Annotated in this window: 27 protein-coding genes; 12 read left to right on the top strand and 15 right to left on the bottom strand. The window is 59.3% G+C overall.

Going from position 1 to position 24,911, the window contains the following annotated elements:
- The first annotated feature begins 171 nt into the window (after positions 1–171).
- The 3 genes from LOY31_RS23265 (at position 172) to grxD (ending at position 3,136) form a co-directional block, all read left to right on the top strand.
- Positions 172–462 (top strand): hypothetical protein, encoded by a 291-nt coding sequence (locus LOY31_RS23265; RefSeq protein WP_007953190.1) that lies wholly within the window; start codon positions 172–174, stop codon positions 460–462.
- Positions 463–591: 129 nt separating this feature from the next.
- Positions 592–2,697 carry a molybdopterin oxidoreductase family protein gene (locus LOY31_RS23260; RefSeq protein WP_221533550.1) on the top strand — a complete coding sequence of 702 codons (2,106 nt, stop codon included), beginning with the start codon at positions 592–594 and terminating at the stop codon, positions 2,695–2,697.
- 97 nt (positions 2,698–2,794) lie between these two features.
- Positions 2,795–3,136, top strand: coding sequence for a Grx4 family monothiol glutaredoxin (gene grxD, locus LOY31_RS23255; RefSeq protein ID WP_003227729.1), 342 nt, complete (start codon positions 2,795–2,797; stop codon positions 3,134–3,136).
- A 106-nt stretch (positions 3,137–3,242) separates the two neighbouring features.
- Here the strand turns inward: grxD and bfr are convergent, their stop codons facing one another.
- Together bfr and LOY31_RS23245 are read right to left on the bottom strand one after the other, a co-directional pair.
- Positions 3,243–3,719, bottom strand: a complete 477-nt coding sequence (bfr, locus tag LOY31_RS23250) for a bacterioferritin (RefSeq protein ID WP_011335740.1) — start codon at positions 3,717–3,719, stop codon at positions 3,243–3,245.
- A gap of 199 nt (positions 3,720–3,918) precedes the next feature.
- The gene (locus tag LOY31_RS23245; RefSeq protein WP_007953193.1) at positions 3,919–4,137 is read right to left on the bottom strand and encodes a bacterioferritin-associated ferredoxin; all 219 of its coding nucleotides are present in this window, start codon (positions 4,135–4,137) and stop codon (positions 3,919–3,921) included.
- Between the two features lie 291 nt (positions 4,138–4,428).
- Between LOY31_RS23245 and LOY31_RS23240 the strand changes: the two genes are divergently transcribed.
- Positions 4,429–5,031, top strand: a complete 603-nt coding sequence (locus LOY31_RS23240) for a peroxiredoxin (protein ID WP_007953195.1) — start codon at positions 4,429–4,431, stop codon at positions 5,029–5,031.
- Between the two features lie 75 nt (positions 5,032–5,106).
- On the opposite strand, the gene rnt is transcribed toward LOY31_RS23240, so the two are convergent.
- Complete coding sequence (gene rnt / locus LOY31_RS23235) at positions 5,107–5,781, bottom strand: ribonuclease T (protein WP_007953196.1); 675 nt, start codon at positions 5,779–5,781, stop codon at positions 5,107–5,109.
- On the bottom strand, positions 5,778–6,824 hold the full coding sequence (gene pyrC / locus LOY31_RS23230) for a dihydroorotase (RefSeq protein ID WP_039765844.1): 1,047 nt from the start codon (positions 6,822–6,824) through the stop codon (positions 5,778–5,780). Before pyrC ends, rnt begins: the two co-directional genes overlap by 4 nt.
- A 160-nt stretch (positions 6,825–6,984) precedes the next feature.
- Here pyrC and LOY31_RS23225 point away from each other — a divergent pair, with 160 nt between their 5' ends.
- Positions 6,985–7,893 carry an OmpA family protein gene (locus tag LOY31_RS23225; RefSeq protein ID WP_007953200.1) on the top strand — a complete coding sequence of 303 codons (909 nt, stop codon included), beginning with the start codon at positions 6,985–6,987 and terminating at the stop codon, positions 7,891–7,893.
- A gap of 129 nt (positions 7,894–8,022) precedes the next feature.
- Positions 8,023–9,240 (top strand): argininosuccinate synthase, encoded by a 1,218-nt coding sequence (locus tag LOY31_RS23220; protein ID WP_007953201.1) that lies wholly within the window; start codon positions 8,023–8,025, stop codon positions 9,238–9,240.
- A gap of 161 nt (positions 9,241–9,401) precedes the next feature.
- On the opposite strand, the gene LOY31_RS23215 is transcribed toward LOY31_RS23220, so the two are convergent.
- Entirely contained in the window at positions 9,402–9,986 is a 585-nt protein-coding gene (locus tag LOY31_RS23215) for a hypothetical protein (protein ID WP_085606750.1), read from the bottom strand.
- Positions 9,987–10,390: 404 nt separating this feature from the next.
- On the opposite strand from LOY31_RS23215, the gene LOY31_RS23210 reads away from it, so the two are divergent.
- Positions 10,391–11,017, top strand: a complete 627-nt coding sequence (locus tag LOY31_RS23210; RefSeq protein WP_007953203.1) for a response regulator transcription factor — start codon at positions 10,391–10,393, stop codon at positions 11,015–11,017.
- Between the two features lie 88 nt (positions 11,018–11,105).
- Here the strand turns inward: LOY31_RS23210 and LOY31_RS23205 are convergent, their stop codons facing one another.
- The 8 genes from LOY31_RS23205 to metG all read right to left on the bottom strand — a co-directional run bounded on the left by LOY31_RS23205 (position 11,106) and on the right by metG (position 18,141).
- Positions 11,106–11,285 (bottom strand): PA3496 family putative envelope integrity protein, encoded by a 180-nt coding sequence (locus LOY31_RS23205; RefSeq protein WP_007953204.1) that lies wholly within the window; start codon positions 11,283–11,285, stop codon positions 11,106–11,108.
- Between the two features lie 107 nt (positions 11,286–11,392).
- Complete coding sequence (gene nth, locus LOY31_RS23200) at positions 11,393–12,031, bottom strand: endonuclease III (RefSeq protein ID WP_007953205.1); 639 nt, start codon at positions 12,029–12,031, stop codon at positions 11,393–11,395.
- The gene (locus tag LOY31_RS23195; protein WP_258712260.1) at positions 12,028–12,609 is read right to left on the bottom strand and encodes an Rnf-Nqr domain containing protein; all 582 of its coding nucleotides are present in this window, start codon (positions 12,607–12,609) and stop codon (positions 12,028–12,030) included. The genes nth and LOY31_RS23195 overlap by 4 nt, the downstream gene beginning before the upstream one ends.
- Positions 12,606–13,211 carry an RnfABCDGE type electron transport complex subunit G gene (locus tag LOY31_RS23190; protein ID WP_085606746.1) on the bottom strand — a complete coding sequence of 202 codons (606 nt, stop codon included), beginning with the start codon at positions 13,209–13,211 and terminating at the stop codon, positions 12,606–12,608. Before LOY31_RS23190 ends, LOY31_RS23195 begins: the two co-directional genes overlap by 4 nt.
- A complete protein-coding gene (locus tag LOY31_RS23185) occupies positions 13,208–14,191 on the bottom strand; it encodes an RnfABCDGE type electron transport complex subunit D (RefSeq protein WP_258712259.1) in 984 nt (327 codons plus the stop codon). The genes LOY31_RS23190 and LOY31_RS23185 overlap by 4 nt, the downstream gene beginning before the upstream one ends.
- The gene (rsxB, locus tag LOY31_RS23180; protein WP_258712258.1) at positions 14,178–15,392 is read right to left on the bottom strand and encodes an electron transport complex subunit RsxB; all 1,215 of its coding nucleotides are present in this window, start codon (positions 15,390–15,392) and stop codon (positions 14,178–14,180) included. Before rsxB ends, LOY31_RS23185 begins: the two co-directional genes overlap by 14 nt.
- The gene (locus LOY31_RS23175; protein WP_258712257.1) at positions 15,389–15,958 is read right to left on the bottom strand and encodes an electron transport complex protein RnfA; all 570 of its coding nucleotides are present in this window, start codon (positions 15,956–15,958) and stop codon (positions 15,389–15,391) included. Before LOY31_RS23175 ends, rsxB begins: the two co-directional genes overlap by 4 nt.
- A gap of 131 nt (positions 15,959–16,089) precedes the next feature.
- Positions 16,090–18,141, bottom strand: coding sequence for a methionine--tRNA ligase (gene metG, locus LOY31_RS23170; protein WP_085606738.1), 2,052 nt, complete (start codon positions 18,139–18,141; stop codon positions 16,090–16,092).
- Between the two features lie 155 nt (positions 18,142–18,296).
- On the opposite strand from metG, the gene apbC reads away from it, so the two are divergent.
- Positions 18,297–19,391 carry an iron-sulfur cluster carrier protein ApbC gene (gene apbC / locus LOY31_RS23165; protein WP_064383825.1) on the top strand — a complete coding sequence of 365 codons (1,095 nt, stop codon included), beginning with the start codon at positions 18,297–18,299 and terminating at the stop codon, positions 19,389–19,391.
- A 68-nt stretch (positions 19,392–19,459) separates the two neighbouring features.
- On the opposite strand, the gene LOY31_RS23160 is transcribed toward apbC, so the two are convergent.
- Positions 19,460–20,218: an SDR family oxidoreductase gene (locus LOY31_RS23160; RefSeq protein WP_011335726.1), complete on the bottom strand. Its 759-nt coding sequence runs from the start codon at positions 20,216–20,218 to the stop codon at positions 19,460–19,462.
- A gap of 160 nt (positions 20,219–20,378) precedes the next feature.
- Here LOY31_RS23160 and LOY31_RS23155 point away from each other — a divergent pair, with 160 nt between their 5' ends.
- The 4 genes from LOY31_RS23155 to groL all read left to right on the top strand — a co-directional run bounded on the left by LOY31_RS23155 (position 20,379) and on the right by groL (position 23,902).
- Positions 20,379–21,110 carry a HugZ family protein gene (locus LOY31_RS23155; protein WP_007953216.1) on the top strand — a complete coding sequence of 244 codons (732 nt, stop codon included), beginning with the start codon at positions 20,379–20,381 and terminating at the stop codon, positions 21,108–21,110.
- Positions 21,111–21,175: 65 nt separating this feature from the next.
- Complete coding sequence (locus LOY31_RS23150; protein ID WP_007953217.1) at positions 21,176–21,652, top strand: FxsA family protein; 477 nt, start codon at positions 21,176–21,178, stop codon at positions 21,650–21,652.
- Between the two features lie 260 nt (positions 21,653–21,912).
- Positions 21,913–22,206, top strand: a complete 294-nt coding sequence (locus LOY31_RS23145; protein ID WP_085606734.1) for a co-chaperone GroES — start codon at positions 21,913–21,915, stop codon at positions 22,204–22,206.
- Positions 22,207–22,255: 49 nt separating this feature from the next.
- Entirely contained in the window at positions 22,256–23,902 is a 1,647-nt protein-coding gene (gene groL / locus LOY31_RS23140; RefSeq protein WP_007953220.1) for a chaperonin GroEL, read from the top strand.
- A 76-nt stretch (positions 23,903–23,978) separates the two neighbouring features.
- Here groL and LOY31_RS23135 read toward each other — a convergent pair whose 3' ends face one another.
- A complete protein-coding gene (locus LOY31_RS23135; protein WP_221533553.1) occupies positions 23,979–24,722 on the bottom strand; it encodes a phosphatase PAP2 family protein in 744 nt (247 codons plus the stop codon).
- Positions 24,723–24,911 lie beyond the last annotated feature (189 nt).

Here is a 24,911-nt window from a genome sequence, read left to right as displayed (position 1 = left end):
TACACTGGCCTCACCGGGCTTGGCAATCAGGCGCGGCGGGGATGGCACGGCTCTGGTCGGTTTGCGACCGTTGAGCCACCGGTTCGCTTGGTCGGATGCGCAGGTTGAAACATTTGCTAAAGCAAAGTGCTGGGTTATAAATAAATCACGAGCGACGCAGGAAGCCTCCGCATGGAATCGAAAGAAAAACTGTTAATGGAACTGCTGGGCCACACGGCACGCTCATTGACCCACCTCACCGCCTCGATGACCTCGATGTCCTTCGAACTGCTGCGCAGCGATGACGACGTGGTCAAGGCCGCCAGCCGGCAGATGATCGACCGCATGGCGACCATCAGCGCCGGACTCGACGAGCATTGGCGACTGATCGGCGAACTCACCGGCGTCCACGTCGCCCACGAGCAGATCGAGACCATCCAGGAAATCCAGCTGGCCGCACCGCCTCAGCTTCCGGCGAACTGACGCGTCTATCGGCGGGCCTGATGGCCGCCGATTCACAAGACGAACGTCGCTGGCGCTGCACCGGGTCGCGGGCCATAGTTTTGTTCCCGCAGGCGTGATTGCCTGCCCAGAACAAGACAGAGACTGGCCATGACCAAGACTCTCCATCACCGTGCCTGCCACCTGTGTGAAGCCATCTGCGGCTTGACCATCGAAACCACCGAAACCGACGGCCAGGTGCAGATCACCTCGATCAAGGGCGACGCCCTGGACACGTTCAGTCGTGGCCACATCTGCCCCAAGGCCGTGGCGCTGCAAGACATCCAGAATGATCCGGATCGCCTGCGCCAGCCGATGCGCCGGGTCGGCAGCGAATGGCTGCCCATCGAGTGGGAAGAAGCGTTCGAACTGGTCGCCGAAAAACTCTCGGCGATTCAGGAGCGTCATGGGCAGAACGCGGTCGCCGTGTATCAGGGCAACCCCAGCGTGCATAACTACGGGCTGATGACCCACAGCAATTACTTCCTTGGCCTGTTGAAAACCCGCAACCGCTATTCGGCGACGTCGGTCGATCAACTGCCCCATCACCTGACCAGCTACCTGATGTACGGCCATGGCCTGCTGCTGCCGATCCCGGATATCGATCACACCGACTTCATGTTGATCCTGGGCGGTAATCCGCTGGCGTCCAACGGCAGCATCATGACTGTGCCGGATGTGGAGAAGCGTCTGAAGGCGATCCAGGCCCGGGGCGGCAAAGTGGTGGTGGTCGATCCGCGGCGCAGCGAGACGGCGGCGATGGCCGACCAGCATTTGTTCGTGCGCCCCGGCGGCGATGCGGCGTTGTTGTTTGGTGTGCTCAACACGCTGTTCAGCGAAGGGCTGACGTCTGACAGTCATTTGCCGGTGGACGGTCTGGACGACGTGCGCGCGGCGGTGGCGGGGTTCACCGCCGAGGCCATGAGCCCGTTGTGCGCGGTTCCTGCCGCACAGATCCGCCAACTGGCCCGGGACTTCGCCGCCGCGCCAAGCGCCGTTTGCTACGGCCGGATGGGCGTTTCCACTCAGGCCTTCGGCACGCTGTGCCATTGGGTTGTGCAGTTGATCAATCTGGTGACCGGCAACCTGGACCGCGTCGGCGGTGCCTTGTGCACCGAGCCGGCGGTGGATCTTGTGGCCTCGACTTCGGGCGGGCACTTCAATAAATGGCAGAGCCGCGTGTCCGGGCGTCCGGAATACGGCGGCGAATTACCGGTCTCGGCCCTGGCTGAAGAAATGCTCACCGAAGGCGAGGGGCAGATTCGCGCGCTGATTACCGTGGCCGGCAATCCGGTCCTGTCCACGCCCAACGGCCGGCAACTGGAGCAGGCGCTGGACGGGCTGGAGTTCATGGTCAGCGTCGATCTGTACATCAACGAAACCACACGCTATGCCGACCTGATCCTGCCGTCGACCTCGGCGCTGGAGAACGATCACTACGACACCACCTTCAATCTGTTCGCGGTGCGCAACGTCACCCGGTTCAACCGGGCGATCCTCGCCAAACCCGAAGGGGCGCTGCACGACTGGGAAGTCTTCGTCGGCCTGGCCAAGGCCTTTGCCGCGAAGACCGGCAAGGAGCTGAAACCGACGATGCCGCCGGCGAAGATGATCGACATGGGGTTGCGCATGGGCTTGTATGGCGATGCATCCGAGCAAAAATTGTCGCTTGCGACGCTGTTCGATCATCCGCACGGTGTTGATCTGGGAGCGCTCAAACCCAACCTGACATCTCGATTGAAGAGCGCCAATCAACGAGTTCAGGCAGCGCCGCCGGAAATCCTGGCCGACCTTGCGCGCTTCGCCGCGTTGCAGGCGCCCGCCGCCGATGAGCTGTTGATGATCGGCCGCCGTCATGTGCGCAGCAACAATTCGTGGATGCACAATTACCATCGACTGGTGAAGGGCAAGCCGCGTCATCAGCTGTTGATGAACCCGGACGATCTCGCCAGTCGCGGGCTCAGTGATGGTCAGCTTGTGCGGGTGAGTTCGCGGGTCGGGCAGATCGAGGTAGAGGTGCTGGGCAGTGCGGACATGATGAAGGGCGTGGTCAGCCTGCCGCATGGATGGGGCCATGCCCGACCGGGCGTGCAGATGGCGATTGCCAGCGGTCAGCCGGGTTCCAGCGCCAATGACCTGACCGATGAATGCCAGCTCGACGAGTTGTCAGGCAACGCGGCGCTCAATGGCGTGCCGGTGACGGTGGCGGCGGCGTGAGCAAGTCTGTCGGGGAGACCGAGCAGGGCGCTCGGGATTCCGTTACAATGCGCCACCGTGCCGACCCATGAGTCGGAAAGTTCAGCCGAGGTGCTCCATGGATATCATCGAAACGATTAAAGAGCAGATTGCCAACAACACCATTCTGCTTTACATGAAAGGCTCGCCGAATGCCCCGCAGTGTGGCTTCTCCGCGAAAGCTGCGCAGGCCGTGATGGGCTGTGGCGAGAAGTTCGCCTACGTCGACATCCTGCAGAACCCGGAAATCCGCGCCAACCTGCCGAAGTACGCCAACTGGCCGACTTTCCCGCAACTGTGGGTCGGCGGTGAACTGGTCGGCGGCAGCGACATCATGGCTGAAATGTTCGCCAACGGTGAGCTGCAGACTCTGGTCAAGGAAGCATCCGCCAAGGCTGCTGCGGCCAAGTCCGAAGCCTGATTGGCTTCTGCACGGATTTCGGCGAGTCTGAAGTCCGGGCAATAAAAAGCCCCGCCTCTCGAAAGAGGGCGGGGCTTTTTAGTGTCTCGAGTTTAGCGCTGGCTGATTACTCGTCTTCGCCCATCTGCGATTGCAGATAGTTCTCAAGACCGACTTTATCGATCAGGCCCAGTTGGGTTTCCAGCCAGTCGATATGTTCTTCCTCGGATTCAAGGATGTCTTCGAGCAGTTCGCGGCTGCCGAAGTCACCAACGGATTCGCAGTGGGCGATGGCGGCCTTCAGATCGGCGTGGCCGGTCTTCTCGATACGCAGGTCGCACTCCAGCATTTCCTTGGTGTGCTCGCCGATGTGCAGCTTGCCCAGGTCCTGCACGTTCGGCAGGCCTTCGAGGAACAGGATGCGCTTGATCAGCTTGTCCGCGTGCTTCATCTCATCGATGGATTCGTGGTACTCGTGCTTGCCGAGCTTGTTCAGGCCCCAATCTTCATACATGCGCGCATGCAGGAAGTACTGATTGATCGCGACCAGCTCATTGGCAAGGATCTTGTTGAGATGCTGGATGACTGTTACGTCGCCTTTCATGATGGGAGTCCTGCCCTAAGTAGCGGTATATAGGGCAGAGTTTGAGCTTGGTATTTATAAGTGTCAAACCTAAGTTATTGAATAATAAATGAAAATTAATCGGAATAAGAATGTTTGTGTTCCGCGTCTAGACGCTAAGCAGTTGATTTTCAGGCATAAAAAAACCGGACATAAGTCCGGTTCTTCGAATTCGGGATAATTACGCGGCGGTAAATTCTGCCGGGTAGGGGATCGCAGCCTGGGCGGTTTGCAGCTTGGTCAGGGTTTCGCGAACCACTTCCTTCGCCAGGCACGCACATTTGCCGCATTGGCTGGCTACGCCGGTGGCCTGACGGACTTCTTTATAGCTGCAGCAACCTTCATAGATCGCTTCGCGGATCTGTCCGTCGGTGACGCCAGTGCAGAGGCAAACATACATAAGTGAGAACCGTCGCTGGTTGTGACTCAATTGCGATGGATCTTAATGTTAACGAGAATGATTGTCAAAGTGCTTTCCCAGTGGTTTTCATCGCCAACGGCTGTGACTGACGAACGGTGGTACATGGCCGGATGCCAGCCGGGATTTCGCGAAAAACCTTTAAGGACAGTCGAAAAACGCAGTGTATGATGGTCGGCCCTTGCGAAGGGGGTTCGTGTCACAGGGCTGTCGCCTGAGGGTGGCAGGCTGGCCCGAACCCTGAACTTCAAGTTTTTACACCAGGAGATATCAATGAGCGTACTCGTAGGCAAACAAGCCCCTGACTTCACCGTCCCGGCCGTACTCGGCAATGGCGAGATCGTTGACAGCTTCACCCTGTCCTCGGCCATCAAAGGCAAATACGGCCTGGTGTTCTTCTACCCGCTGGACTTCACCTTCGTCTGCCCGTCCGAGCTGATCGCTCTGGACAACCGCATGGCCGACTTCAAGGCACGCAACGTAGAAGTGATCGCCGTGTCGATCGACTCGCACTTCACCCACAACGCCTGGCGCAACACCCCGGTCAACAATGGCGGCATCGGTCAGGTGAAATACACCATGGCTGCCGACATGAAGCACGACATCGCCAAGGCCTACGACGTTGAGTCCGAAGGCGGCGTGGCTTTCCGTGGCGCGTTCCTGATCGACGACAAAGGCGTTGTCCGCTCGCAGATCGTCAACGACCTGCCGCTGGGCCGTAACATGGAAGAGCTGATCCGTCTGGTCGACGCTCTGCAATTCCACGAAGAGCACGGCGAAGTCTGCCCTGCCAACTGGAAAAAAGGCGACAAAGGCATGAACGCTTCGCCAGAAGGCGTTGCGGCTTACCTGACCGAGAACGCTGCTGCCCTGTAAGGCGCAACGTCGAGGTACAAAAAAAACCGGCCCACGTGGCCGGTTTTTTCATGCTTGGAAGAAACCCGACGAGGATCAGTCGTCGAAGTCTTCCCAGCCGCCCATCTGTTTCCAGCGGTTGACGATGCCGCAGAACAGCTCGGCCGTCTTCTCGGTGTCGTAACGCGCCGAATGCGCTTCACGGCCGTCGAAATCAATGTCGGCTGCCTGACAGGCCTTGGCCAATACGGTCTGGCCGTACGCCAGACCGGCGAGGGTCGCGGTGTCGAAGCTGGAGAACGGGTGGAACGGATTGCGCTTCATGTCCAGCCGCGCGACGGCAGCATTGAGGAAGCCCAGGTCGAAGCTGCTGTTGTGGCCGACCAGGATCGCCCGCTTGCAGCCGTTGGCCTTCAAGGCCTTGCGCACGCCACGGAAGATGTCGGTCAGGGCCGTCTCTTCGCTGACGGCCATGCGCAACGGGTGATCGAGCTTGATCCCGGTGAACTCCAGTGCCGCCGCTTCAACGTTGGCGCCTTCGAACGGCTCGACGCGGAAGAAGTAAGTGTGATCCGGGTAGACAAAACCCTTTTCATCCATGGCGATGGTGGTCGCGGCAATCTCCAGCAGAGCGTCGGTGGCCGAGTTGAAGCCACCGGTTTCTACGTCGACGACAACCGGCAGGTAGCCGCGAAAGCGTGCTGCCATTGGATGGCGCGAACCGCCGCCACCTTGACCGTCCAGTTCGTCGTCGAAATGGTCTTCACTCACGCGTGTTCCTCCAGCAGGCGCCAGCGCAGTTTTTCACCGGCGCGCAGCGGGATAACGGTCAGCTCGCCGAAAGGCAGGCTGGTCGGGGCGGTCCATTCGTCACGAACCAGGGTGATGCGATCGGTGTTCGCCGGCAGGCCGTAGAAACGCGGGCCATTGAGGCTGGCGAAGGCTTCGAGCTTGTCCAGCGCATTGCGCTGTTCAAAGGCTTCGGCATACAACTCGATGGCGGCGTACGCGGTGTAGCAGCCGGCACAGCCGCAGGCGGCTTCCTTGGCGTGCTGGGCGTGCGGCGCCGAGTCGGTACCGAGGAAGAACTTCGCGCTGCCACTGGTGGCGGCGTCGAGCAGGGCTTCCTGGTGCGTGTTGCGCTTGAGGATCGGCAGGCAGTAGAAGTGCGGCCGAATCCCGCCCACCAGCATGTGGTTGCGGTTGTAGAGCAGGTGATGCGCGGTGATGGTCGCGCCGACGTTGGCCGAAGCCTCGTTGACGAACTGCACGGCATCGCCGGTGGTGATGTGTTCGAACACCACTTTCAGCGTCGGGAAACGCTCGACCACGCGGCGCATGTGCTCGTCGATGAAGATTTTTTCGCGGTCGAACACGTCGACATCGCCACGGGTGACTTCACCGTGGATCAACAGCGGCATGCCGACTTCGGCCATGGCTTCCAGCGCCGGGAAAATCTTGTCGATGCTGGTGACCCCGGAATCGGAGTTGGTGGTGGCGCCGGCCGGGTACAGCTTGGCGGCGTGCACGAAACCGCTGGCCTTGGCCTCACGGATTTCTTCGGGCTGGGTGCGGTCGGTGAGGTACAGCACCATCAGCGGCTCGAAACGACTGCCGGCCGGGCGGGCAGCGAGAATCCGCTGGCGATAGCCGTCGGCTTCAGCGGCGTTGCGCACCGGAGGTACCAGGTTGGGCATGATGATGGCGCGACCAAAGGTGCGCGCGACATCCGCAACGGTATTGGTCAACACGGCACCATCGCGAAGATGAATGTGCCAGTCGTCGGGACGCAGCAGGGTCAGGCGGTCGGACATGAGGGGATTCCAGGCGGGTCAAACTGAGGCGAATGCTACCGGAAAAGACTCTTGCAGGCACTCGCTATCAAGTTTTGCGACGAGCGTCCGATATCCCATAGGTATGCCGTAAAGATGTATGTCTCGGTCTTTTTTGTTGTAGAAGCCAATGGAGCCTCCCGTGCGCCAGCGATATTTAGCCTTGCTCAGTGTGTTTGCCAGCCTTCCAGCGATGGCACTGACCTACCAGACCCGTCTGGAGAACATTGAGTGGACGGTCGAGGGCGACAAGTTCGAGTGCCGCCTGACGCAGCCGATCACCGACTTCGGCTCGGGGCAATTCGTGCGCAAGGCCGGCGAGCAGGCGACCTTTCGCCTGAACGCCTACAACGCCATGCTCGGTGGCGGTTCGGCAACCTTGCTGGCAGCGGCTGCACCGTGGCAGCCAGGACGTGGCGACATCAATCTGGGCACGGTTCGACTGGGCAGCGGCAACGTGCTGTTCAACAGTTCTCAGTCCCAGGCCGGACAACTGATCAGCGGGCTGATGGACGGTCGCAGCCCGGTGGTACGCCGGGCATCGGGCGATGGTCGGGTGTCGGAAGTGCGCCTGTTGCCGGTCAAGTTCAGCAAGGCGTTCAATGACTATCAGACCTGCGTGGCGAAACTGCTCCCGCAGAATTTCGATCAGGTCAAACAATCGCAGATCGGCTTCCCCGGCGAGGGCATCGAACTGGACGCCGCCGCCAAGGCCAAGCTGCAAGTGATGCTCGAGTACATGAAGGCCGATCCGACGGTCAATCACATCGAGCTCGACGGCCACTCCGACAACAGCGGCAATCGCCTGACCAATCGCGAACTGTCGCGTCGCCGCGCACTGGCCGTGGTCGACTTCTTCAAGGCCAACGGCATCCAGGAATCGCAGATCACCGTGCGCTTCCATGGCGAACGTTATCCGTTGGTGCCGAACACCAATGCCGCCAATCGGGCCAAGAACCGTCGGGTCAACGTGCACCTGGCGCGGGTGGCACCGACGACTGCTCCGGCACCTCAGGCCAGCACGCCTGCCAACACTGCGGCGACTTCCTGACCTGCCGGTCATCGTCGCCCTCTCGACAGATTCTGTCGCTTTGTCGTCTTAAGCTGTCGCGCCTCTGTAAATTATCGCGTTTGAGCGGTAGACTCCTCGGCTTTCCGTAGAACCCCGTGGAGTGATGGCATGGCGGACGTAAACAAGGTCGTTCTGGCGTATTCCGGCGGCCTGGACACTTCGGTGATCCTCAAGTGGCTGCAGGATACTTATAACTGTGAAGTCGTGACCTTCACCGCTGACCTGGGTCAGGGCGAAGAAGTCGAGCCGGCTCGCGCCAAGGCGCAGGCCATGGGCGTCAAAGAAATCTACATCGACGACCTGCGCGAAGAATTCGTGCGTGACTTCGTGTTCCCGATGTTCCGCGCCAACACCGTTTACGAAGGCGAGTACCTGCTGGGTACTTCCATCGCGCGTCCGCTGATCGCCAAGCGTCTGATCGAAATTGCCAACGAAACCGGCGCCGACGCCATTTCCCACGGCGCGACCGGCAAGGGCAACGACCAGGTCCGTTTCGAACTGGGTGCCTACGCGCTCAAGCCAGGCGTGAAAGTGATCGCCCCTTGGCGCGAGTGGGACCTGCTGTCCCGCGAGAAACTGATGGACTACGCCGAGAAGCACGCGATCCCGATCGAGCGTCACGGCAAGAAGAAATCCCCGTACTCGATGGACGCCAACCTGCTGCACATCTCCTATGAAGGCGGCGTGCTGGAAGACACCTGGACCGAGCACGAAGAAGACATGTGGCGCTGGACCGTCTCCCCGGAGAAGGCTCCCGACACCCCGCAATACCTGGAACTGACCTACCGCAACGGCGACATCGTCGCGCTGGACGGCGTTGAAATGACCCCGGCCACCGTGCTGGCGACGCTGAACAAGATCGGTGGCGAGCACGGCATCGGCCGTCTGGACATCGTCGAGAACCGTTATGTCGGCATGAAGTCCCGTGGCTGCTACGAAACCCCGGGTGGCACCATCATGCTGCGCGCTCACCGCGCCATCGAATCGATTACCCTGGACCGCGAAGTCGCTCACCTCAAAGACGAGCTGATGCCGAAGTACGCCAGCCTGATCTACACCGGTTACTGGTGGAGTCCTGAGCGTCTGATGCTGCAACAGATGATCGACGCCTCCCAGGTCAACGTGAACGGTGTTGTCCGTCTGAAGCTGTACAAGGGCAACGTGATCGTGACCGGCCGCAAGTCCGACGATTCGCTGTTCGACGCCAACATCGCGACCTTCGAAGAAGACGGCGGCGCCTACAACCAGGCCGACGCGGCAGGCTTCATCAAGCTCAACGCGCTGCGCATGCGCATTGCTGCCAACAAGGGCCGCAAGCTGTTCTGAGTCCTTCGGGCCTGATGTGAAAAAACGGCCTTGTCGTAGTGACAAGGCCGTTTTTTTTGATTTTCCCTCCTTTGGATTGATCGTTATCGGTCAACGCTCCTGTCTCCTTCAACTGCGCATCGTGCATTGCATGGGGCTCTTGTTCCGCATTTTATTCTCTTTCAAATCTTTCCCAATACGCATGTGTTCAACGAATGAGTGTCGTAAATAATACAGAACGTTGCTCTTTGGCCATGTTTGTCTTGTTTGCTCAAGGTGTCGATGTGTTCTTTGAGTAAAATATCTGACACTGAATCGGTTAAGAACAGGAATAATCTCGGCGAATGCTTGTTTGGATGTAGGACTTTTTCCAATAGCTCCTCTATTTCCGGTTCGGTATGTGTCTTTCGAATGTCGATGATATACATCCGGTTTACCGGTTTTGGCAATTTTATAGTGTTCGGTTCGATATTCGATGACGCAGGGATTACCTCGGTGGCAGGTATGTTTTCCTCTTCGAAAGCCTTGAGAAAGTTTTTGTCATTGTCGAAGTCGGAAGGCGCATAGAGAGAGCGGTAATTGAAGTTTAGTGTGATGAAGAACAAAAACAAGAGATAGAACGGAAAGCTGATCAGAAACCAGATATAGATCTCCCGCTCATCATTGTCGAGGAAGGGCAGGGAGACCGCAGCGGAAGTCTCCGATATAAAGGCGAAGATGGCAATAACGGTGATGGGGTTGGGGATCTTCCTGTTGATTTTTAGCATGGTCTTTACTCATGAATGGTCTTTCTCGTCGTCTGGGTTGGATTGATTGGTCGTGTTTAAGTTGTCGGGTAAACAGGGCTGTCGGTGTCTGGTGTTTATATTAAATTTCGGAAGTGCGATATATGTAAGTTGTTTCAGTTGTTTTTAATGTCTGGTCGTTGATCTTTGTTTCGGAGTTTTTTCAGTCTGTCGTGAAGGCTCTGAAGGAGGGCGTGGCAGACGCCGAACTTCCTGATGTGAATTCATGATTTTCTGTAAGTGAGTCTTTTCTGTAGGAATAATCTTTATTGCCTGTAGGAGGCGTCTCTCGGTGCTGGTCTAGAGGAACTTATCCATGCCATGGGTGAAATGACTACGTTATTGTGCCGGTTCTAAAAATTCGAACAGCGAAACTGGACTTGCCCATGAATAAAGTGCTGATCGTGGATGATCACCCCGTCATTCGTCTTGCGGTACGTATGCTGATGGAACGTCATGGCTACGAAGTCATTGCAGAAACCGATAATGGCGTGGATGCGTTACAACTGGCTCGTGACCAGATGCCGGATATCGTCATTCTGGATATCGGCATACCGAAACTGGATGGACTGGAAGTCATTGCGCGTCTTACGACAAGTGCGATGCCGTTGAAAGTGCTCGTGCTGACATCCCAGTCACCGGGACATTTTTCCATGCGCTGCATGCAATCGGGGGCGGCGGGATATGTTTGCAAGCAACAGGATCTGACGGAGTTGCTGAGTGCAATCAAGGCGGTACTGTCCGGATACAGCTACTTCCCGAACCAGGCGTTGCACACCGTGCGGACCAGTCTTGGTAACGCCAGCGAAGCAGACATGGTTGATCGTCTGTCCGGGCGTGAAATGATGGTGTTGCAGCAATTGGCGCGCGGCAAGACCAACAAGGAAATTGCCGACGGGATGTTTCTCAGCAACAAGACCGTGAGCACTTACAAGACCCGGTTGTTATTGAAGCTCAACGCGCGCTCGCTGGTGGATCTGATCGAACTGGCGCAGCGAAACGGCCTGGTTTGAGGTTTGTAGTGGCTGACGGATCATGGGCGGATCGAAATCAGCGTGTGACAGAAAGAGAAAAGCCTCCGTTTCGGGAGGCTTTCAAATGTCAGAGATCAAAATCGTAATCGGCCAATTGCTTCTGCAGTCGGCGCTCCTCAAGCAGGTTGTCGATGGTTCGGCGCTTGCTCAAGTTGGTCTTGGCGACTTCAACCACAGGTTCGGCATCATCGGCCTCCGTGGCGATAAAGTCGTCATCCGCTTCCAATTGCTCTTTGCTGGTGCTCATAAGGTCAACTCCAGGCTAAGACTGCCTTTGGCGCTCCTTATATCGATATTCCAGCAGATGGTAAAAAAGATTTTTTCAATCGATAAATCAATAAAACCAATAGCCGCTCAATCGTCAGAAGTTTTGTGCTTGTAGTCGCACAGATCTTCGATCCGACAGCTGCCACAGCGGGGTTTGCGTGCCAGACACACGTAACGCCCGTGAAGAATGAGCCAGTGGTGCGAGTCGAGCAGGTATTCCTTTGGCACAAACTTCATCAGCTTCTTTTCCACCTCGACCACGTTTTTACCCGGTGCAATGCCGGTGCGGTTGCTGACCCGGAAGATGTGGGTGTCCACGGCCATGGTCAATTGGCGGAACGCGGTGTTGAGCACGACGTTGGCGGTCTTGCGGCCCACGCCGGGCAAGGCTTCCAGTTCTTCGCGCGTCTGCGGGACCTCACCATTGTGCAACTCGACCAGCAGGCGGCAGGTCTCGATCACGTTTTTGGCCTTGCTGTTATAAAGACCGATAGTCTTGATGTATTCGGACAGCCCTTCGACGCCCAGGGCGTGAATGGCCGCTGGCGTGTTCGCCACCGGGAATAGCTTCGCCGTCGCCTTGTTCACTCCGACGTCCGTGGATTGCGCGGACAGAATCACCGCAATCAACAGTTCGAAAGGCGAGGAATAGGCCAGTTCGGTCTTGGGCTCGGGGTTGTCCTCGTGAAGCCTGCGGAAGATTTCCAGACGTTTTGCGGCATTCATGGGTGATGCGTTTCCTCGGGTAGGTCGCAGGGGCGAATCCAGGCCTGACGGGCGGCCAGTAACAGTCCAAGCAATAGGAAGGCGCCGGGCGCCAGCGTCGCGAAATGCAGGCCTTCGCTGAACAGAATCAAACCTTGCCAGCGTGCCGACAAATGATGGCCGATGCTGCCCTGACCGATCAGCTCACGCAACAGCGCGAGCACAATCATCAGTACGGCAAACAGCGCGTACAGTTTCAGTCGATTACGGACAGGCTGGCGAAAAAATCCATTGTGCTCCAGCACGATGCACTGCAAGCCGATCAGCCCGGCATAAAGACTGATCAGTTGATGCCACTGCATCGCACCGCGCTGCAGAACAATATCGGCGCAGCCCGCCAGGGTCGCGGCCAGCATCAGGCTGACCGGCAACAGGCTCTCGCTGCTCAGGCGCGAGCGCAGCGGTGTCATGCAAAAACCGTAAACGCCCACGACAGCCGCAAACATCAACAGAGTCGCCAGCGCACCCGCCACGGAGTCGGTGGCACCAATCAACAGCACCAGCATCATCGAGTTCGATAGTGTTGCTGACGTATTCATGGCGCGCTCCCGAGCAGGGTCGTCCGGTGTTCATCGAAGTAACGCAGAGCATCGTGGATGGCGTTGATGGCCGCGCGAGACGTAATGGTTGCGCCAGCGATCTGGTCGAATTGCCCCTGATCCTTCTTCAGGGCCCATCCCGCGTCCGTCGGTTGGTTGCTCGATTTTCCGCTAAAGGTCTGAAGCCAGCTATTTGGCCAGTCGCCGATATGTCCACCCAGCGAAGGTGTTTCGTTTTGCTCGAGGGTTTTGACACCGAGCAATCGGCCGTTGGCGTCGATGGCAATCAGCAACTCGATATTGCCGGCATAACCTTGGGTCTGGCTGCGCAACAGCACCGCTACAGGTTGGCCGCTTTTGCTCGCCCGATAACCGCCCAGCAACAGACTGTGGCTCAGGTTGATGTCGGTCAGCGTCAGAGGTTGTTCAAGCGGCAGATTGTCGTAAGCGTCGAGCGGCAGTACATCCAGCAGCTTGCGACTTTCAAGCAGACGCTTTTCGGCGGCGATCTGAGGTGCGTTGCTTCGTTGCACCAGCCACGTCACGCCGATGCCCAACGCAGTAATCAACGCCAGTGTGATCAGGCTGCTCGTGCGGTTCATGGCGCCACCTTCGCCTGACGGGCCATCGCGAAGCGCTCCAGCGCCGGCACGCACAGATTCATCAACAGCACCGCAAACGCCACGCCGTCGGGGTAACCGCCCCAGGTACGAATCACGTAAGTCAGCAACCCCACGCCCACGCCGAACAGCAGGCGGGCGAGCGGACTTTTTGCCCCCGATACCGGTTCAGTGACGATGAAGAACGCCCCCAGCATCGTCGCGCCACTCAGCAGGTGAAACAGTGGCGAGCCGTGGGAGTCCGACCCCGAACCGTTCCAGCACAACAGGCTGATCACGAACAGGCTGGCAAGCATGCCGACCGGCGCATGCCAGCCAAACACCCGACGCTGCAACAGAAACAACCCACCGGCGAGGAACGCCAGGTTCACCCATTCAACGCCGTGCCCGCCAAAGCGACTGAATGCCGGATTGCCGGCAAACAGTTCGTCCATGGTCAGGCTTTTGTTGATACGCAGACTGTCCAGTGCAGTGGCCTGAACCCAGGCGTCGGGTTGCGCGCCCAGATTGAACACCTGGCCAAAAGCTGCCGTCAGATCCAGGCCATGGGCCGGCCAATGGGTCATCGGTTGCGGGAACATCACCATGGCCAGCGCGAAGCCGAGCATGGCCGGATTGAAAGGGTTTCGGCCCACACCACCGTACAAATGTTTGCCCAGCAGCAGGCCCGAGGCGATCGCCGTGACCGTCAGCCACCACGGGCAATAAGGCGGCAGGGCAATCGCCAGCAGCGTGGCGCTGACCACCGCGCTGCCATCGCTCAAGGTGGACTGCAGCGGTTGCCGACGCAGATGAGTCACGGCGGCTTCAACGCCCAAGGCCGTGACAACGGACAGGACCAGGTTGATCAGCACGCCCCAACCATAAAACCAGAACAACGCCAGTAATCCCGGCAATGTCGCCAGCAAAACCAGCTTCATTGCCTGTTGCAGGCGCTCGTCTCTGGTTTCAATGGATGACATGGGCTTGTACCTGCCGCTCTGCTTCTTGCAGGCGGGCGCGGGCCTTTTCGAGGATATCGGCGGGCGTGCCGTCGCGCCGTTGCAGTTTGTTCAGATCGGCGCGAGCGTAGGCCAGTTCGGTTTTCAGCTGACGCAGTTGGTCGTCGATCGGACGTTTCTCGACACGCACAAGCTCCGGCGCCGGTTGATCGCTGGCTGCTTCGGCGCTGTGCAGCGCCTGTTCGGCGTCACGCAGCGCTTGCTCCAGCGCGGTAATCTCGGCTGGCGGGGCCTCTGCGGTTTGCGCCTTTTTCAGCTCGGCGCGGCGCATCGCCAACTGGATTTTCGCCCGTTTCAGATCGGCGTCCTTCGCCGGGGCGGCTATGACTGGCGCGGGTGCCGCGCTGCTTTCCAGTTTCGCCAGTGCCTGTTCGGCCGCTTCGAACTGTTGTTGCAGGACGATCAACTGCGATTGCTGATCGAATGTCGGCGGATGACCGAACGCCTTGAGCGACTTGTTCAATTGCGCCCGGCTCATGGCCACGTCGATCTTGGCTTTTTTTAGCGCGGCATCGGCGGTCGCGGCTTTTTGTGCACGGACCCGTTCCAGCGCCGCCTGCACCGGATCCAGCGTGGTGGTGGCGACTTCGACCTGTGCCGCGCGCTGCGTCCGGGCTTCGCGTTCGGCCTGCTTCTGCTGTTCTTCGCGTTGCAGGCGAGCATTGCGCCGTTCGAAGCGCTGACGGGCGTGATCGCGTTTGGCCGCGCGGGCCTGCTGTTCTTCAAGGCTGGTGGCCAGGCCACCCACTACCGGCAGCGTGCCCAAAGGCAGCGGATGCATCTCGATGCAGTCGACCGGGCAGGGTGCCACGCACAGATCGCAACCGGTGCATTCGTCGATGATGACCGTGTGCATCAGTTTTGCCGCGCCGACGATGGCGTCGATCGGGCAGGCCTGAATGCATTTGGTGCAGCCGATGCATTCGGCTTCGCGGATGTAGGCCACTTGCGGCGGCGCCGAACCACGACTGATGTCCAGCTCCAGCACCGGGATTTTCAACAGTTCGGCCAGCGCCGCGATGGTTTCGTCACCGCCCGGCGGGCACTTGTTGATCGGCTCGCCGTCAGCGATGCCTTCAGCGTAGGGTTTGCATCCGGGATGGCCGCACTTGCCGCATTGGGTCTGCGGCAGCAGGGCATCGATGCGTTGAATCAGACTCATGTTTTGATCAGTCCACTGAATCCGAGAAAAGCCACGGCCATCAGTCCGGCGCCGATCAACAGGATCGGCAGGCCACGAAAGGGCAGGGGAATATCGTTGTCGGCCGTGCGCTCACGCAAATCGCTGAACAGGCTCAACACCAGCCAGAAACCCAGACCGGCGCCAAGGCTCAGCGCAATCGCATGAAACAGGCCTTTGTCCGCTTGCGCGTTGATCAGCGTCAGCCCCAGCACACCGGCATTGCCCAGCAACAGCGGCCACAAGCCATCGAATGGCAGCGTGGGCCGCCAATGCGCCAACAGCTTCAGCAACGGCGTGATCAGCAGGACGCTCAACGGCAGAAACACAAACAGGCGCAGGAATTCCAGTTGCAACGGCACCAGCAGCCAATGCCAGAGCACGTAACCCGCCACACCGACAAGCAGCATCAGACACAACGTCGCCAGCCCCAGCGCATGCACTTGTCGACGCTCACTGCCCAGCAGCGGATCGACGCCCAGCGGCCAGTGCAACACGAAGTTGTTGATCAGCGCAGCACTGAAGAGCGTAAGCACGAGTTCGGTCATGGTTCTGCCGGCAGGAACAGGCGTGTGTCACTTAAGGTTAGGCATTATCCGGCAGCCGTGGAGGGCGGGCCAGATATGAAAAATCCCACAGGCGCACGGAGCACGCCTGTGGGATCTGTCAGGGCAGAACCTTACTTGATGCGCTGACCCGGCTTGGCGCCGCTGTCCGGGCTCAGCAGGTAGATTTCTTCACCGCCAGGGCCGGCCGCCATCACCATGCCTTCGGAGATGCCGAACTTCATTTTCCGTGGCTTGAGGTTGGCGATCATCATGGTCAGGCGACCGTCGAGCTTGGACGGATCCGGGTAAGCGCTCTTGATCCCCGAGAACACATTGCGTTGCTCGTCACCGATATCCAATGTCAGGCGCAGCAGCTTGTCCGCGCCTTCAACGTGTTCGGCCTTGACGATCAGCGCGACGCGCAGGTCGACCGCGGCGAAGGTGTCGAAGTCGATTTCCGGCGACAGCGGATCCTTGGCCAGTTCGCCATTGCCGGCAGGTGCGGCGGCACCGGTGTCGGTCTGGCTGGCGGTCAGGTCTTCTTTCGAAGCGTCGGTCATGGCTTGCACTTTTACCGGATCGATGCGGGTCATCAACGGTTTGAATTCGTTCAACTGGTGGTTGGCCAGCAGGGTGGTGTGGTCGTTCCAGGTCAGCGGGGCGACGTTGAGGAACGCCTCGGCATCGGCGGCCAGCAGCGGCAGCACCGGCTTGAGGAAGATCACCAGCTGGCGGAACAGGTTGATCGCCGTGGCGCAGACCGCCTGGACTTCATCCTGCTTGCCTTCCTGCTTGTTCAGCGACCATGGCGCCTTGTCGGCGATCCAGGCGTTGGCGCGGTCGGCCAAAGCCATGGTTTCGCGCATGGCGCGGGCGAAGTCGCGGGCCTCATAGGCGTCGGCGATGCTCGGCGCAGCGGCCAGGAACGCTTCAGTCAGTTCCGGCGCGGCGTTGGTGTCCACCAGCAGACCGGCGTTGCCCTTCTGGATGAAACCGGCGCAACGGCTGGCGATGTTGACCACTTTGCCGACCAAGTCGGAGTTGACCTTCTGCACGAAGTCTTCGAGGTTCAGGTCGAGGTCGTCCACGCCACGGCCCAGTTTGGCCGCGTAGTAGTAGCGCAGGTATTCCGGCGACAGGTGATCCAGGTAGGTACGGGCCTTGATGAAGGTGCCGCGGGACTTGGACATCTTCTGACCGTTGACGGTCAGGTAGCCGTGCACGTTGATCCCGGTCGGCTTGCGGAAACCCGCGCCTTCGAGCATCGCCGGCCAGAACAGGGCGTGGAAGTTGACGATGTCCTTGCCGATAAAGTGGTACAGCTCGGCGGTGGAGTCCTTGCCCCAGAACGCGTCGAAGTCCAGCTCCGGCGTGCGGTTGCAAAGGTTCTTGAAGCTGGCCATGTAGCCGATCGGCGCGTCCAGCCACACGTAGAAATATTTGCCTGGCTCGCCCGGGATCTCGAAGCCGAAGTACGGCGCATCGCGGGAGATGTCCCACTGTTGCAGGCCGGCGTCCAGCCATTCGGCGATCTTGTTGGCCACGGCATCCTGCAGGGTGCCGCTGCGGGTCCAGGCCTGCAGCATTTCCTGGAAGTCCGGCAGCTTGAAGAAGAAGTGCTGGGAATCCTTGAGCACCGGGGTGGCGCCGGAGATTGCCGACTTCGGATCCTTCAGGTCGGTCGGTGCGTAGGTCGCACCGCATTTTTCGCAGTTGTCGCCGTACTGGTCTTCAGTGCCGCACTTCGGGCAGGTGCCCTTGATGAAGCGGTCGGCCAGGAACATTTTCTTTTCCGGGTCGAAATACTGGGTGATCGAACGTTGGGCGATGTGCCCGGCGTCACGCAGCTTCAGGTAGATCTGGCTCGACAGTTCACGGTTTTCTTCGGCGTGAGTGGAGTGGAAGTTGTCGAAGTCCACCAGGAACTCGGCAAAGTCGGCGCTGTGTTCAGCCTGGACGTTGGCGATCAGTTGTTCCGGGGTGATGCCTTCCTTTTCCGCGCGCAGCATGATCGCCGAACCATGGGCGTCGTCGGCGCAGACGTAAATGCACTGATTGCCACGATGCTTCTGGAAGCGCACCCACATATCGGTCTGGATGTATTCCAGCATATGGCCAAGGTGGATCGAACCGTTGGCGTAGGGCAGGGCGCTGGTGACGAGAATCTTGCGTGGTTCGGACATGTGGGGCTTCGCTACTTGATGAAACGGAGGTCGGCCACTATAAAGCGCCGGGAAAGATATTTCACCTCTGCAAATCGTTGCCGGACATGCCGTCCGGAGGACAGAAGGGGTAGGATACCCGCCATCTTTTCCCAGTCTTGTTATCGGAGTTGCCCATGAGTGCCGTCACTCGCGCAGCGGTGGAAGCCGTCCTCAGCCAATACACCGACCCTTACCTGAACCAGGATCCGGTCAGCGCCGGTTGCGTGCGCAACATCGAAATCACCGGCGATCGCGTCAGCGTGCAGCTGGAAATCGGCTATGCCGCCGGTCTGTTCAAGAGCGGCTGGGCGCAATTGCTGCAACTGGCCATCGAAAACCTCGACGGCGTGGTGACTGCCAAGGTCGAGGTCAATAGCGTGATCGCCGCGCACAAGGCCCAGGCGCAGATTCCGGGGCTGGCCAACGTCAAGAACGTGGTCGCGGTGGCCTCAGGCAAGGGCGGTGTGGGCAAATCCACCACCGCCGCCAACCTGGCGCTGGCATTGGCTCGCGAAGGCGCGAAGGTCGGGATTCTCGATGCCGATATCTATGGCCCGAGCCAAGGCATCATGTTTGGCATTCCCGAGGGCACCCGTCCGCAGGTCAAAGATCAGAAATGGTTCGTGCCGCTGCAGGCCCACGGCGTGGAAGTAATGTCGATGGCGTTCCTGACCGACGACAACACGCCGATGGTCTGGCGCGGGCCGATGGTGTCCGGCGCGCTGCTGCAACTGGTGACGCAAACCGCTTGGGGCGACCTGGATTATCTGGTGATCGACATGCCGCCAGGCACCGGCGACATCCAGCTGACCCTGGCGCAGAAAGTCCCGGTGGCTGGCGCCGTGATCGTCACCACACCGCAGGATCTGGCGCTGCTCGACGCGCGCAAAGGCGTGGAGATGTTCCGCAAGGTCAACATTCCGGTGCTGGGCGTGGTGGAAAACATGGCCGTGCACATCTGCTCGAACTGCGGACACGCCGAGCATCTGTTCGGTGAGGGCGGTGGCGAGAAGCTGGCGACCCAGTTCGGCGTCGAGTTGCTGGCCTCGTTGCCGCTGTCGATGCTGATCCGCGAGCAGGCCGACGGCGGCAAGCCGACGGTGATTTCCGAGCCGGACAGCCAGATCGCCATGGTCTATCAGGAACTGGCCCGTCACGTCGGCGCGCGGATCGTGTTGCAGGAAGCGGCCTCGCCGGCGATGCCGAATATCACCATCAGCGACGATTGATGCCTGTGGTTTAAACAAAAACGCCCCGGTGCCTGTGCACCGGGGCGTTTTTCATTGCGCGACAGAGGTCAGATGCGCAACCCGCCATCCATCTCCAGAATCCGGCCGGTGTAGTAGTCGTTCTCGAAGATGTAGGCCGCCGAATGGGCGATCTCTTCCGGCTTGCCCATGCGCTTGAGCGGAATGCCCGAGGTCATTTTTTCCAGCGCTTCGGGCTTCATGCCCAGGGTCATCTCGGTTTCGATGAAGCCCGGTGCGATGCCCGCCACGCGAATGCCGTAGCGCGCCAGTTCCTTGGCCCAGGTCACGGTCGCCGCAGCGACGCCGGCTTTGGCGGCGGAGTAGTTGGTCTGGCCGACGTTGCCCGCGCGGGAGATCGACGAGATGTTGATGATCGCGCCGCTGTTCTTCAGCTCGACCATTTTTGCCGCCACTTCACGGGTGCAGAGGAATACGCCGGTCAGGTTGACGTCGATCACCGCCTGCCATTGGGCCAGGCTCATTTTGGTCATCTCGCCGTCCTTGACCTTGAGCAGCAGGCCGTCGCGCAGGATCCCGGCGTTGTTGATCAGGCCGTGGATCGCGCCGAAATCTTCGGCGACCTGGGCAACCATGTGCGTCACCTGCTCTTCATTGGCGACGTTGCACAGATAGCTGCGTGCCTCGACACCCTTGGCCTTGCAGGCAGCGACGGCGTCATCGAGTTTTTCCTGGTTCAGGTCGACCAGCGCCAGCTTCGCGCCCTTGCCTGCGAAATACTCGGCCATCGAGCGGCCCAAGCCTTGGCAACCGCCAGTGATAATGATTACTTTGTCGTTGAGTTGCATTCGCATGCCCCCGAGAGCAGGTCAGAGTGGTCCTTATAGGTAGCCTCTCGATCTGCACCGGCCAGGGGCCTGTCGCACATGAGAACTGCCCGATGGCGTGTGGGACAAATCCCATGCGCCCGTCCGTTTTTTCGACGGATTCTATTTAAGGAGTCATAAATTGAGCGTTGAAGCGGCTAAGAATGCCCGAGAATTGCTTCTCAAGGAATACCGTGGCGTGCTGTCGACCCACTCCAAATCGATGCCCGGTTTTCCGTTCGGCTCCGTGGTTCCCTACTGCCTGGACGAGCAGGGCCAGCCGCTGATCCTGATCAGCCGCATCGCCCAGCACACCCATAACCTGCAGAAAGATCCGAAATGTTCGCTGCTGGTCGGCGAGCGTGAGGCCGATGACGTGCAAGCCGTCGGTCGCCTGACCTATCTGGCCGAGGCGGAAAAACTCGAAGACGCTGCCGCCATCGAAGCCGCCGCCGAGCGCTACTACCGTTATTTCCCCGATTCGCAGAATTACCACAAGGCTCACGATTTCGATTTCTGGGTGCTCAAACCCGTGCGCCATCGTTACATCGGCGGCTTCGGCGCGATCCACTGGGTCGATCACCTGACCCTGGCCAACCCGTTCGCCGGCAAGGCCGAAATCAGCATGGTCGAGCACATGAACAGCGACCACGCCAAGGCCATCGCGCATTACGTCGACCTCGCCGGGCTGCCGAAAACCGTACCGGCGCAACTGGCCGGGATCGACACCGAAGGCATGCACCTGCGCATCGGCCAAGCGCTGTACTGGCTGCCGTTTCAAGCGCCTTGTCATACGCCGATACAAGTGCGCGAGGCCCTGGTTTCTCTGGCTCACGCCGAGGTCTGGCCAAAAAATGCGGTGGCCGACGCTTGAATTCACGAAAGGGCGACGTCATCTAAGGCTTACTGCAAGGCATTTCTTGCGTTGAGGAAACTTTGATGCGCCCTTTTTTGTTGCTCTTTCTGCTGTTCCCGGTGTTGGAGCTGTTCGTATTCGTCAAAGTGGCAGGCTCGATCGGATTTTTCCCGGCCCTGCTGCTGATCATTCTCGGCTCGATGTTCGGCGTGTTCGTGCTGCGCGTCGCCGGGCTGGCCACCGCACTGCGTGCCCGTGAAAGCCTGAACCGCGGCGAACTGCCTGCGCAAACCATGCTCGAAGGCCTGATGCTGGCCCTGGCCGGTGGCCTGTTGATCCTGCCGGGCTTCATCAGCGATGTGGTCGGTCTGGTGCTGCTGTTGCCGTTCAGTCGTCGACTGGTCGCCAACAAGATGCGTCAGCGCGCCGAAGAACAGGCCATGCGCCAGCGAGCGTTCGCCGATGACCTGCAACCTCGCGGCGGTCCTGCACCGCGCCAGCCGCTGGGTCGCGAAGGTGATGTGATCGAAGGCGAATTCGAACACCGCGATACCAAGTAACTTCTGCATCGACACGGCACCTTCGGGTGCCGTGTTCGTTTGTGGGGCGAATTCATGCAATGTGCGTGAAAATTTTTTAGCCCCCGCCCTTGTAATAAGCTTATGCGCCCTTATGTATCGGTCACCGAAAGGTTTCCGACATTTTGAGTCGGACAGACTTCCGCGGTTCGCTCGACGAGCCGCAACCGGCGCAGGCCGGATTCGTTAAACCCGCCGGGACTACACCGGCCGATGAAAACCACAATTAGGAGAGATCGACAATGAAGCTTCGTCCTCTGCATGACCGCGTCGTTATCCGTCGCAGCGAAGAAGAAAAGAAAACCGCTGGCGGTATCGTCCTGCCAGGTTCGGCTGCTGAAAAAGCCAACCACGGTGTGATTCTCGCTGTAGGCCCGGGCAAAGTTCTGGAAAACGGCGAAGTGCGCGCACTGTCCGTGAAGGAAGGCGACAAGGTTGTGTTCGGTCCTTACTCCGGCAGCAACACTGTGAAAGTCGACGGCGAAGACCTGCTGGTAATGAGCGAGAACGAAATCCTCGCTGTTATCGAAGGCTGATTACCCGCTCATTTTCCCGCTACTACAAAGTATTTAAGGAATATCGATCATGGCTGCTAAAGAAGTTAAATTCGGCGATTCCGCCCGCAAGAAAATGCTGGTTGGCGTAAACGTCCTGGCTGACGCGGTAAAAGCGACCCTGGGCCCGAAAGGCCGTAACGTGATCCTCGAGAAGAGCTTCGGCGCTCCGACCATCACCAAGGACGGCGTTTCCGTCGCCAAAGAAATCGAACTCGAAGACCGTTTCGAAAACATGGGCGCGCAGCTGGTCAAAGACGTTGCCTCCCGTGCCAACGATGACGCTGGTGACGGTACTACCACCGCTACCGTTCTGGCTCAGTCGATCGTCAACGAAGGCCTGAAAGCCGTCGCTGCCGGCATGAACCCGATGGACCTGAAGCGCGGTATCGACAAAGCGACCATCGCGATCGTCAAAGAACTGAAAGCCCTGTCCAAGCCATGCGCTGACACCAAGGCTATCGCTCAGGTGGGCACCATCTCCGCCAACTCCGACAACTCCATCGGCGACATCATTGCCGAAGCCATGGAAAAAGTCGGTAAAGAAGGCGTGATCACCGTTGAAGAAGGCTCGGGCCTGGAAAACGAACTGTCGGTTGTAGAAGGCATGCAGTTCGACCGTGGCTACCTGTCCCCGTACTTCGTCAACAAGCCGGACACCATGGTTGCCGAGCTGGAAGGCGCGCTGATCCTGCTGGTCGACAAAAAGATCTCGAACATCCGCGAAATGCTGCCAGTACTGGAAGCCGTTGCCAAAGCCGGCCGTCCACTGCTGATCGTTGCCGAAGACGTTGAAGGCGAAGCCCTGGCGACTCTGGTCGTGAACAACATGCGTGGCATCGTTAAAGTCGCAGCCGTCAAGGCTCCAGGCTTCGGCGACCGTCGCAAGGCCATGCTGCAGGACATCGCCGTTCTGACCGGCGGTACCGTTATCTCCGAAGAGATCGGCCTGAGCCTGGAAAGCACCACCCTGGAACATCTGGGTAGCGCCAAGCGCGTGACCCTGTCCAAGGAAAACACCATCATCGTTGACGGTGCTGGCGTTCAAGGCGACATCGAAGCCCGTATCGCTCAGATCCGTGCCCAGGTTGCCGAGACTTCCTCGGACTACGACCGTGAAAAACTGCAAGAGCGTCTGGCCAAGCTGTCCGGCGGCGTTGCAGTGATCAAGGTTGGCGCCGGTTCCGAAGTTGAAATGAAAGAGAAGAAAGCCCGCGTTGAAGACGCCCTGCACGCAACCCGCGCAGCCGTTGAAGAAGGCGTGGTACCTGGCGGTGGCGTTGCGCTGATCCGCGCTCTGGAAGCCCTGACCGAACTGAAAGGCGACAACGCTGACCAGAACGTCGGTATCGCTGTACTGCGTCGCGCTGTTGAAGCGCCGCTGCGCCAGATCGTTGCCAACTCCGGCGACGAGCCAAGCGTGGTTGTCGACAAGGTCAAGAACGGCGAAGGCAGCTTCGGCTACAACGCTGCTACCGGCGAATACGGCGACATGATCGAAATGGGCATCCTGGACCCAACCAAGGTCACCCGTTCGGCTCTGCAAGCTGCAGCCTCCATCGGCGGTCTGATCCTGACCACCGAAGCTGCTGTTGCTGACGCACCGAAGAAAGAAGGTGCAGCTGGCGGCGGTATGCCAGACATGGGCGGCATGGGTGGCATGGGCGGCATGATGTAAGCCAGCCTTACCCCTGTAACGAAAAACCCCGTCTGCGAGAGCAGACGGGGTTTTTTATTGCCCGCGTTTCAGAGTTTCAGACGTTGACCGGATGGGCCTGCGTGTTTGTTTCAGCCTTGACTGCCGGGCGATACAGAATCCAGTAATACGAGCCCAGACAGATCAGCCAGCAGAAGATCGCCGTCCACACGTTGTGGGAGAAGAAGTGCGCGCCCTGCATCATCCGGCTGATCGAGAATACCGAACCCAGCGCGAAGGCGAAGATGAACGCCTGACGGGCCAGCCGTGGGCGACGGTCACGCAGCACGAAGAACAGCGCAAACAAGGTAAAACCGGTGGCCGCATGACCACCCGGCCAGCAACGACCGGGCTTGTCGGTCGGCGGGCGATGATCCAGCAGTTTGCTGTAGGTTTCGTGGCCGCCGAACTGTTCGAGACTCCATGGGCATTGCACCGCTGTCACCGCTTTCACCGGCGTGACAAACGAGGTGGCCAGACCCAGCGACAACACCAGACAACCCAGCTCACGCTTGAACGGTTTGAGCCGATCAATGAAAAACGCACCGATGAACCCGAGGATGGCAAACACCGAAAAGGCGATCACCACTTGTTTGGCGCGGTCGTGGAGGATGTCTTCGAGAAAGTAACTGTGCCGGCCGATGAAGTCGCCCGCGACCGGATCGTAAAACAGCTGCGCCAGATCCATGTCCAGGTCGGTCAGCTCCAGCAACACCAGAATGACCGCCGCGACGGCGGGAATGCCCAGGCAAAGCCATACATTCAAAGGCCTTGAAGCGGGGCGGGCAGAGATCGAAACCATGGCAATTCCTTCATCGATAAGGTCTTCAAAGAAGCACAACCGCGTGAGTCTGCGCCTGGTTCTGTCGGCGATTTGTCGGCCGCTCGTGAAAAACTCGTCAAGTCCGGCGATCCGTGCAATTAAGTCAAATCAACCTACCCGGCGCCTAGCCGTGAGCCACACTTGGCCGTAAGCTGCGCGGGCCAAGAC

Origin of the sequence: Pseudomonas sp. B21-021 (assembly GCF_024749205.1) — a bacterium.
GTDB lineage: Bacteria > Pseudomonadota > Gammaproteobacteria > Pseudomonadales > Pseudomonadaceae > Aquipseudomonas > Aquipseudomonas paraglycinae.
Note: the sequence above shows the minus strand (reverse complement) of the source record. Positions and strands in the feature narration are given on the sequence as shown.